General features: G+C 46.4%; 11 protein-coding genes. 6 read left to right on the top strand and 5 right to left on the bottom strand.

The features are described from left to right. The 3 genes from LDL40_RS16805 to LDL40_RS16795 all read left to right on the top strand — a co-directional run. Positions 1-482, top strand: a 482-nt coding sequence (locus LDL40_RS16805) for a YbhB/YbcL family Raf kinase inhibitor-like protein (RefSeq protein ID WP_300996598.1), incomplete at its 5' end; no start/stop codon positions are given. A gap of 57 nt (positions 483-539) precedes the next feature. Then, on the top strand, positions 540-1,334 hold the full coding sequence (locus tag LDL40_RS16800) for a sulfite exporter TauE/SafE family protein (RefSeq protein ID WP_300996597.1): 795 nt from the start codon (positions 540-542) through the stop codon (positions 1,332-1,334). 26 nt (positions 1,335-1,360) lie between these two features. Continuing rightward, positions 1,361-2,548, top strand: a complete 1,188-nt coding sequence (locus LDL40_RS16795) for a YbfB/YjiJ family MFS transporter (protein ID WP_300996596.1) — start codon at positions 1,361-1,363, stop codon at positions 2,546-2,548. 7 nt (positions 2,549-2,555) lie between these two features. Here the strand turns inward: LDL40_RS16795 and mnmE are convergent, their stop codons facing one another. From mnmE to rpmH, 5 genes are all read right to left on the bottom strand, one after another. Then, complete coding sequence (gene mnmE, locus LDL40_RS16790) at positions 2,556-3,920, bottom strand: tRNA uridine-5-carboxymethylaminomethyl(34) synthesis GTPase MnmE (RefSeq protein WP_300996595.1); 1,365 nt, start codon at positions 3,918-3,920, stop codon at positions 2,556-2,558. Between the two features lie 90 nt (positions 3,921-4,010). Next, complete coding sequence (yidC, locus tag LDL40_RS16785) at positions 4,011-5,645, bottom strand: membrane protein insertase YidC (protein WP_300996594.1); 1,635 nt, start codon at positions 5,643-5,645, stop codon at positions 4,011-4,013. Positions 5,646-5,648: 3 nt separating this feature from the next. Beyond that, positions 5,649-5,912, bottom strand: coding sequence for a membrane protein insertion efficiency factor YidD (gene yidD, locus LDL40_RS16780; protein ID WP_300996593.1), 264 nt, complete (start codon positions 5,910-5,912; stop codon positions 5,649-5,651). Then, positions 5,864-6,235 (bottom strand): ribonuclease P protein component, encoded by a 372-nt coding sequence (gene rnpA / locus LDL40_RS16775; protein WP_300996592.1) that lies wholly within the window; start codon positions 6,233-6,235, stop codon positions 5,864-5,866. The genes yidD and rnpA overlap by 49 nt, the downstream gene beginning before the upstream one ends. A 19-nt stretch (positions 6,236-6,254) precedes the next feature. Continuing rightward, positions 6,255-6,389 (bottom strand): 50S ribosomal protein L34, encoded by a 135-nt coding sequence (gene rpmH / locus LDL40_RS16770; RefSeq protein WP_008897167.1) that lies wholly within the window; start codon positions 6,387-6,389, stop codon positions 6,255-6,257. A gap of 447 nt (positions 6,390-6,836) precedes the next feature. Here rpmH and dnaA point away from each other — a divergent pair, with 447 nt between their 5' ends. The 3 genes from dnaA to LDL40_RS16755 all read left to right on the top strand — a co-directional run. Then, the gene (gene dnaA, locus LDL40_RS16765; RefSeq protein ID WP_300996599.1) at positions 6,837-8,198 is read left to right on the top strand and encodes a chromosomal replication initiator protein DnaA; all 1,362 of its coding nucleotides are present in this window, start codon (positions 6,837-6,839) and stop codon (positions 8,196-8,198) included. Between the two features lie 12 nt (positions 8,199-8,210). Continuing rightward, positions 8,211-9,320, top strand: a complete 1,110-nt coding sequence (dnaN, locus tag LDL40_RS16760) for a DNA polymerase III subunit beta (RefSeq protein ID WP_300996591.1) — start codon at positions 8,211-8,213, stop codon at positions 9,318-9,320. Positions 9,321-9,323: 3 nt separating this feature from the next. Beyond that, positions 9,324-10,000, top strand: a 677-nt coding sequence (locus tag LDL40_RS16755) for a DNA replication/repair protein RecF (RefSeq protein ID WP_300996590.1), incomplete at its 3' end; no start/stop codon positions are given.

The raw sequence follows: 10,000 nt of genomic DNA, 5'->3' as shown, positions 1-10,000 counted from the left end.
GCTTATTTCAATTGACCAGCCCTGATATACGTGAAGGCCATTTTATGGCAAAAACCTTTGAATTTAATGGCTTTGGCTGCGATGGTCCTAATCTGTCACCAGCGTTAAACTGGCAAAATGCGCCAGCTGGTACTCAGAGTTTTGCTATTACAGTGTTCGATCCGGATGCGCCTACAGGTTCAGGTTTCTGGCATTGGCTGGTTCTGGACATTCCTGCCACTGTCACTTCCCTGGCTCAGGGCGCTGGTCATGGCCAGTTACCTGCAGGTAGCCGATCTTTTAATAATGACTACGGTATTAAAGAATTTGGTGGTGCTTGCCCACCTGAAGGTCATGGCATGCATCGTTATCAGTTTACTGTCTGGGCTTTACCTGAAGCGACTTTAGCGGTGCCAGATGGCGCCAGCGCTGCTGTGGTTGGTTTTATGCTAAATGCGACAGCCTTAGGTAAAGCCACACTAACTGCGACTTACGCTAGGTAAATCAATGGTTTAACTAAGGCCAGCACTAGCTGGCCTTTTTAGTTCAGGCAGGAAATTATGGATCTGTGGGTACTGACGTTATTTATTCTGGCGGGTCTAGCTGGTGGCTTATTGTTGGGGCTGATCGGTGTCGGCATGGCGTTAGTCACAGTGCCTTTTTTAACTTTTATGCTGCCTTCTTTAGGTTTTAGTGCTGAAGTTTCACCTGTCATTGCCCTTGCCAGTTCTATGCTGATTGCTGCTATAGGTTCAATGTCTTCATTGAGGGTACATCATCAAAAAGGAACTATAAACTGGCCATTAATCCGGTTGATGTTACCGGCCAGTTTATCTGGCGTCCTGCTTGGCTCTGTATTGGTCACCCGTTTACCTGCCTTGTGGCTACAGTGTATTTTTGCTGCCTTTTTGCTTTATGTGGCTTTTTCTATGGTAAAGCCTGCGACAACAAAATCGACCGAGTTACAACAGCCCCCCTCAAACCAACTATTACGCTGGTTTCCGGCTTTAGTTGGGGTCACTGGCAGTTTTATTGGTGCCGGAGGAGGTGTGCTGATGGTGCCTTTTTTAAGTCGTTTTATGGCCATGCCTAAAGCTGTCGCCAGTTCAGTGGCCGTGGGTTTTCCGGTGACTGTGTTTGGCGCTATCTCCTATATGCTGCAAACCGCTCCTGTTGCTCATTCGGAGCTGATAGGCGCAGTATATTGGCCTGCAGTGCTGGGCATGAGCATAGGCTCTGTGGTGGCAGCTCCTCTTGGAGTAAGCCTTGCGACTAAAGTGCCTGCGGCCTTGTTGAAAAAGCTATTTGCCTGTGTCTTACTTTTGATAGCGCTAAGAATGCTGCTGTCTTTTTAAATCCTTCTGGCTAAGGAAGCCTGTTTATGTCTGATCCAGTGGCCCGCCGCATATTATTGGCTGGTTTTTTTAGTCAGCTGTTGTGTTTGGGTATAGCGCGTTTTGCCTACACGCCACTTATTCCTTTGATGTCAGGTGCAGGTCTGACGGAAGCTCTGGCAGGTTATTTAGCGGCAGTAAATTATCTGGGGTACTTTGCAGGTGCTTTATTGGCTGTGCGGTTAAAGGACTGGCAGTGGAAGTTTTATGCTTATCGCACGGGGTTGGTTTTTGCTGTCCTAAGCACAGTAGCCACAGCTTATAGTTCAGACCCGCTGTTTTGGGGCTTGTGGCGCTTTCTGGCTGGTTTAAGTTCAGCTGCTTCGATGTTATTAGCCTCAGGTCTGATTTTGCAGCAGCTGGCCGTGCGTGGCGCTAAAGCCGAACTGGGTTTGCATTTTGCAGGTCTCGGTCTTGGCATAGCGCTGGTGGCTTTATTCGTCGAGCTGTGTAGTGCTGCCACTTTGAGTTGGGACCAGCAATGGTTGGCGCTTAGTCTGCTTGGCTTGATATTGATAGTTCCAGCCTGGCGCTGGTTGCCTGCACCACAGCTGGCGTTATCCGGCAACAACACAGATGCAACACCTTTGGCTTTACCCCGTAGTTTTCTCTGGCCTTTGTTTTTGATGTATTTCTGCGCCGGTTATGGCTATGTGGTGACTATCACTTTTATTGTTGCTATGGCGAGTCTGAATGCTGAACTGACAGGTTTTGGTAACTGGGCATTTTTTGCTTTAGGCATAGGAGCTGCACCTGCAGCGATACTCTGGGATCGGGTAGCCCGGCTATCCGGTTATTTAGTCAGTTTACGCTGGGCTTTGCTGCTCAATGCCTTGGCAATTTTTTTACCTGTGCTTTGGAGTCAGGCGCTGGCCTTACTCTTCAGTGCCTTTTTATTTGGCATCAGTTTTGTCGGTTGTGTCAGCTTAATGCTGACGATGGCAGGGCGCTTATTACCAGCTAAACCAGCTCAGTTGATGGGCAAGATGACGCTTTGTTATGGCACAGCTCAAGTTATAGCTCCTGCAATCAGTGGTTACTTAGCCAAACAAAGTGGCAGTTTTGATTCAGGTTTACTGTTGGCCAGCGTTATTACTTTAGGTGGGGCTGGAGTGCTTACACTGCTGATCCGCCGCACCGCCAGCGATCATCTGGCAATGCGGGGTGACAGCTAAAAGTGGGTTACTTACCGATACAAAACGAGCTGAAAATTCTGCCCAATAAATCGTCCGAACTGAATTCGCCGGTGATTTCATTCAGGTGTTGCTGAGTTAGCCGCAGTTCTTCGGCTAACAGCTCGCCCGCCAGGTGGTTATGCAACTGCGCATCGCCTATGGCTAAGTGCTCTGCGGCGCGTTGCAGAGCGTCTAAATGGCGGCGGCGGGCGATAAAGCTGCCTTCGGTATTGGCGTCAAAACCCATACAGGCTTTGAGGTGATCGCGCAGCTGATCGATACCTGAATTGGTCTTGGCCGAGATATGGAACACCGGATAGTCTCCATCCTGACTGGCACCCGTTGTTTCGCCGGTCAAGTCGGCTTTATTGCGGATCACAGTTAAGCCTAAGTCCTTAGGTAAACGTGACATAAAATCTGGCCAGATATCTGCAGGGCTGGTGGCTTTGGTGGTGGTGCCGTCGACCATAAAGAGCACGCGGTCTGCTTGTTCTATTTCCTGCCAGGCGCGTTCTATACCTATTTGTTCTACTTTGTCTGTGGCTTCACGTAAACCTGCGGTGTCTATGATATGCAAAGGCATACCGTCGATATGAATATGCTCACGCAATACATCACGGGTAGTGCCTGCTATTTCAGTCACTATGGCGGCTTCGCGACCTGCTAAAGCGTTTAATAAGCTGGATTTACCCGCATTAGGCCGACCAGCAATCACCACACGCATACCTTCACGCAGGATACTGCCTTGAGTGGCTTGTTTCTGAATACCTGCTAAGTCGGAGATGATTTCGGCTAAATCACCTGCCACTTTGCCGTCTGATAAAAAGTCGATTTCTTCATCCGGAAAGTCGATAGCAGCTTCGACGTAAATCCGCAGGTATATTACTTTTTCTACCAGGTCGTGTATCTTGCGCGAAAACTCACCCTGCAACGAATGCATGGCGGAGCGGGCTGCCTGCTCCGAGCTTGCGTCTATTAAGTCAGCTATGGCTTCGGCTTGCGTTAAGTCCAATTTGTCGTTTAAAAAGGCGCGTTCGGAAAACTCGCCAGGGCGTGCTATCCGTACATCTTTCATCTGCAGTACGCGGCGCAATAACATATCTAACAGCACTGGGCCACCGTGGCCTTGCAGTTCAAGCACATCTTCGCCGGTAAAGGAATTGGGGCCAGGGAAATACAAGGCGATACCCTGATCCAGAGTTTGTTTTTGTTCGTCTAAAAACGGCAGGTATTCAGCAGTACGGGGTTTTGGCAATTTGCCCAGAATGGCAGTAGCCACTGCAGATACGGCAGGACCTGATACCCTTATTATTCCTACACCGGCACGACCTGTGGCTGTGGCCTGAGCGGCAATAGTGTCTGTGCTGTACATACGTCAAACCTCAACTTTATAAACTGTGTTTTCAAACTCAAAAAAACAAAAAGGCCTGAAAACAGGCCTTCTAAGTCTAGCTCAGCAGCATCAGGCCTTAGTGTATAAGCCTTTCTTCTCCATGCCACGGTAGATATACAGCATCTGGGCTAAAGAAATCAGGTTGCTGACTAACCAGTACAGTACCAGACCACTTGGGAACCACAGGAAGAATACGGAGAATACCACTGGCATCCACAGCATGATTTTTTGCTGCATAGGATCTGTCACTGTCATAGGCGTCAGTTTTTGCATCACAAACATACTGATACCAAACAGCACTGGTAATACGTAGTACGGGTCTTGGGTGGACAAATCCTGGATCCATAACATAAACGGAGCCTGACGTAATTCCACGCTCTCTACAAACACCCAATACAAAGCAAGGAAGATTGGCATTTGTACCAGCATAGGTAAGCAACCACCCATAGGATTTACTTTTTCTTTGCGATACAGTTCCATCATAGCCGGGCCCATCTTTTGACGGTCGTCTTTGTAACGTGCCTGCAATTCGTCAATTTTTGGCTTCAGATTACGCATCTTGGCCATAGACTCGTACTGTACTTTGGTTAGAGGGTACATAGCACCTTTGACTATTAAGGTGATCATAATGATAGCCACACCCCAGTTACCAACAAAGCTCTGAATAGTAGTTAATAACCAGAATAAAGTTTGAGAAATAAACCACAAGAAACCATAGTCGACAGTAAGATCCAGACCGTCAGCAATAGCTGCTAATTTGTCCTGATCCTTAGGGCCAGCATAAAAGGTAGAAGTAATAGTCAGACTTTCACCCGCAGGGATAGTCATCTCAGGGCCTTTTGCGCCTACAATACCGTTGCCGTTATTCACTAAGCTATACAGTTGATTGTCTGCAGTTTTTTCAGGAACCCAGGCCGCTACAAAGTAGTGCTCCAGCATAGCCACCCAACCACCTTTAGTGGATTGAGCCAGGTTGGTTTCCTGCATATCTTCAAAATCGTATTTTTCGTAACGTTTTTCAGAAGTAGAGAAAGCCGCACCTCGATAGATTGGCATCATCATGCTGCCTTTTTGACCATTATCAATGGTTTGCACCAGATGTTGGTAAGGTTGGACTAACTTCGTTTGCGCAGTGGTATTTTTCAGCAAATATTCTACCCGGACATCATATTTTCCAGCGGTAAAGGTGTAGCGTTTTTCAATCTCTAAACCGTTGTGGTTAAAAGTTAAAGGCACTACGACTTGCTGTTCTCCATTTCCAAGTGCATAGCTGGTTTGGGCTGCTGAATAGACAGGACGACCGCTATTACGTTTGTCATCCGGGCCATCTGCTAATAAACCAGACTGAGCTACATATTCAAAGCCGTTTAATTTACGCATCAGCTGATAAGGCTGGTCGCTGTCTTTGCTTAAAGTAAAGGCAGGTAAAGTTAAATCAACAATGTCGCCACCTTTAGTGTCGATTTGTACTTTTAATACATCAGTACTGACGGTGATCACTTGCTGAGTCGCAACTGGTGCAGCAGCCTGAGCTGTAGTACCTGAACTGCTTAATTGTAAGTCGGCTGAACCAGTTGAAGTGGTTGTACTTTGTTCAGTGACTGGAGTTACTGGTTTTGGCGCGTGATCCGTCTGCCATGCCTGCCATAACAATAAGCTAACGAAGGCGAGGGCTATCACTAATAAACTGCGTTGAGAATCCATCTGTTAGTTAGTCTCTTTCTGCTTTTGTGGAACTGGGTCTTCACCACCGGGATGTAAGGGGTGACATTTTAATAAACGTTTTGTAGTTAACCAACCACCTTTTACGACACCAAAGCGTTCTATGGCTTCAATAGCGTAATGAGAACAGGTGGGATAAAACCGGCAACTGGGTCCAAATAACGGACTGATTATCTTCTGATAGCCACGCACTGTGGAAATCAGCAGTCTTGCACCAGTGTTTTGTATTGGCGAGCTATTTTGCCCCATAACTTATCCAGTTGCTTGTGCAATTCTTCATTGGGCGTATTGCTGATATCACCTTTTACCATCAAAACTAAATCAACAGGTGGAAGTTCATGTTGGTGCAGCCTGAAGCTATCCCGCGAACATCTCTTGATGCGGTTTCGATTGACGGCTAATTTAACACGTTTTTTGGCAATAGTCAGACCAAGTCTTGGATGAACAGACTGATTTGGTTTACACAAGATAGTAAAGAGAGGAGAAGAAACCCGGAAGGGATTTTGGAAGACATTGTCGAATTCGCGGGGAGTTAACAGACGTAACTCCCTGCTGAATGTATAGCTGACCACGCAGCGCTTACGAATCTGACTAGACTGTTAAGCGCTTGCGGCCTTTAGCACGACGACGTGCAATCACTTGACGGCCATTTTTGGTAGCCATGCGAGCACGGAAGCCGTGGACGCGAGCACGTTTTAAAACGCTAGGTTGAAATGTTCTTTTCATAACTTCGTCCGTCCGGTCGATATTTACTAAGGGTCTGTGTTTTAGTAATAACCAAAACGCAGCGATTAAAAATGAGCGCGAATTCTAAGCGGGTCAGCAGCTCTTGTCAATGCGGATCCTTCTGTTTCTGTTGATCTGATCATTAATTTTTTCCTGATCTTTAAAAGTTGTCCACAAGGTGCATGGTTCGTCTGGGATAAAATGTGAGTTGTTTTTAAAAGCAGTGGTTTTTGGACCGCTTTGGTCTGATATATTGTTTGCATATCAGTAAATAGAATAAGAGGTTTATTTTCTTTTAAAACAATTAGTTATGCATTGTTTTTGTACTGTCTTGAGTTTTTACAAAAGTCAATATTGAACTTGTGGATAAGATCATACGATAATGCTGCTCTTTTCACTTACGCCTGCCTAACTAAATAATAATTATTAGGGGCTTTTGGAGATATGGTGTATCAGTCCGTTTGGAAAAATTGCCTTGAAGCGCTCCAGGCCGAGTTACCAGCTCGTGATTTTGGCACCTGGATCCGCCCATTACAAGCTGACAGCTCGCATGACGCACTGACTTTGTATGCGCCTAACCGCTTTGTGCTGGATTGGGTGCGTGACAAATATCTGAATCGGATCAATGAACTGATCCAGGGCTATTGTGGCGATCATGCGCCACGTTTGCGCTTTGATGTTGGCTCAACCCAAAAGCCTTTAGTCGCTCCAGTCAATCAACTACCCAGAGTTGCCCCTGTCGCAGCTCCGGTAGCCGCTATGCCTGAGCCTGCACCAAAAACAATAGTGAATAGCAATGTCAACGCCAAGCACAACTTCGATAACTTTGTTGAAGGTAAATCAAACCAGTTAGCCCGAGCTGCTGCCAAACAAGTGGCTGATAACCCTGGTACAGCTTACAACCCTTTGTTTTTGTATGGCGGTACAGGTTTAGGTAAGACGCACTTATTGCATGCGGTAGGTAATGGTATTCTGGCGAACAAACCTGATGCCAAAGTCATTTACATGCACTCAGAACGTTTTGTGCAGGATATGGTAAAAGCCTTACAAAACAATGCGATAGAAGAGTTTAAGCGCTATTACCGTTCTGTAGATGCCTTGCTTATCGATGATATTCAATTTTTCGCCAAAAAAGATCGTTCTCAGGAAGAGTTTTTTCACACCTTTAATGCCTTGCTTGAAGGGAATCAGCAGATCATTTTGACCAGCGATCGCTATCCAAAAGAAATCGATGGCGTGGAAGAGCGTTTAAAAAGCCGGTTTGGCTGGGGTTTAACTATTGCGATCGAACCACCAGAGTTAGAAACCCGGGTCGCGATCCTGATGCGTAAAGCACAGGAGATCAATATTCGCTTGCCGGAAGAAGTTGCTTTCTTTGTCGCCAAACGCCTTCGCTCTAATGTGCGTGAATTGGAGGGCGCGCTCAACCGTATTTCTGCCAACGCCAATTTTACTGGCCGTCCTATTACCATCGACTTTGTGCGTGAAGCATTACGCGATATGCTGGCTTTGCAGGACAAATTAGTCACGATCGAAAATATTCAAAAGACAGTGGCCGAATACTACAAAATACGGGTGGCTGATTTATTGTCCAAGCGTCGTAGTCGTTCCGTAGCCCGTCCGCGTCAAATGGCGATGGCTTTGGCAAAAGAGCTGACCAACCACAGTTTGCCGGAAATTGGTGATGCTTTTGGTGGCCGTGACCACACTACAGTGTTACATGCGTGTCGTAAAATCGAATCGTTAAAAGAAGAGACGCATGAAATTAAAGAAGATTTTCAAAACTTAATTCGAACATTGTCTTCATAATAGGGAATGGTGATGCAATTTACTATTGAACGCGACGCTCTGCTCAAACCCTTACAAATGGTGTCAGGTGCTATTGAACGGCGCCATACTTTACCTATTTTGTCCAATGTGTTGATTGAAGCGCGCGAAGACGGCCAACTTATTCTGACTGGTACCGACTTAGAAATAGAACTGGTGGCTATGTCACCTATCCAGCAATTGTTCAGCCCTGGCCGTATTACGGTGCCGGCAAAAAAAATTCTGGATATTTGCCGCAGCTTACCTGACTCTTCTTTATTAAGTGTCACAGTACAAGGTGATAACTGTGTGGTCAGCACAGGCAAAAGTAAATTTACCTTATCCACTTTAAGCGCCAACGATTATCCAAATTTAGAAAGCTGGCAAGGTGAGGTCGAGCTGCAGTTGCCGCGTAATCAACTGCGTCATTTGTTGGACGATACCGCATTTTCAATGGCGAACCAGGATGTGCGCTATTACCTGAACGGTTTGTTATTTGAAGTGGACAACGGCACTTTACGCTCAGTGGCGACTGATGGTCACCGCTTGGCGATGAGTTCTATTGAACTGGCTGCCACGTCCGGTCATCAAAAACAAATCATTATTCCACGCAAAGGTGTGCTGGAAGTGATGCGTTTGCTTATTGCGGATGACCAACTGGTCACTTTAAGTTTAGGTCAGAACCATATTCGTTTAACAGACACCCAGTTTAGTTTCAGTTGTAAGTTAATAGATGGCCGTTTCCCTGATTATCGCCGGGTATTGCCGCGTAACAGTACCAAGCTGGTGACCGCACATCGTGACGTATTAAAAGATTCTTGCGTACGCGCTTCTATTTTATCGAATGAAAAATATCGTGGCGTACGTTTTACCCTGAGTTCGGGCGAGTTGCAAATTGTGGCGAATAACCCTGAACACGAACAAGCGGAAGAAACCATCGAAGTGGAATACCAAGGTGATACGCTGGAGATTGGTTTTAACGTCGGCTACTTACTCGACGTATTAAACACCTTATCAACCGACCTGGTAGTGCTGCATTTAAGTGACGGCAACTCCAGTGCTTTGATTGAAGGAGTCGGGGCTAAGTCTGGCGCCATGTATGTTGTGATGCCAATGCGTTTATAGTGAATGGCATTAAATACGCTTAGAATTCAGCAGTTTCGCAACATTGCCGAAGCTCAGTTAGAGTTTCGTTCCGGGATAAACCTGATTTATGGCGAAAATGGCAGCGGCAAAACCAGTTTGCTCGAGGCCATTTATTATTTAGCGCATGGCCGCTCTTTTCGTAGTAGTAAGCCAGAAAAGCTGATCCGCTATGAACAACAGGCATTTCTACTCAATGCCAAAGTGGAAATGGCTCAGCAGATTTTAAATCTGGGTTTGCAGCGTGAACGCGAAGGCGAACTGCGGATGCGGTTAAATGGGGAAGACCTGAGCCGTGTCTCGGAATTGGCGCAATTGCTGCCGGTACAATTAATTACCCCAGAGAGTTTTAAACTTTTATTGGGTGGCCCAAAAGAAAGGCGGCAGTTTTTCGATATGGGATTGTTTCACGTGGAACAAAGTTTTTATTCCTTGTGGAGCAAATTACAACGTGTACTGAAACATCGTAATGCCTTGTTAAAAACACAAAAGCGTTATAACGATGAATATGCCTACTGGGACCAGAACCTGGCCGGTTTGGCGTTTGAATTACAGGCTTTACGCCAGCGGTACATCTTGGCTTTGGATGCGGCAGTACAACCTTTGTTGGGGGACGCCCCCTGGGCCGTAGGTCTGAGTTTACAGTTGTATTCGGGCTGGCC

It is taken from the genome of Rheinheimera sp. (genome assembly GCF_020217005.1).
Lineage (GTDB): Bacteria > Pseudomonadota > Gammaproteobacteria > Enterobacterales > Alteromonadaceae > Pararheinheimera.
The sequence above is the reverse complement of the archived record's forward strand: the minus strand, read 5'-3'. Positions and strand labels throughout refer to the sequence as shown.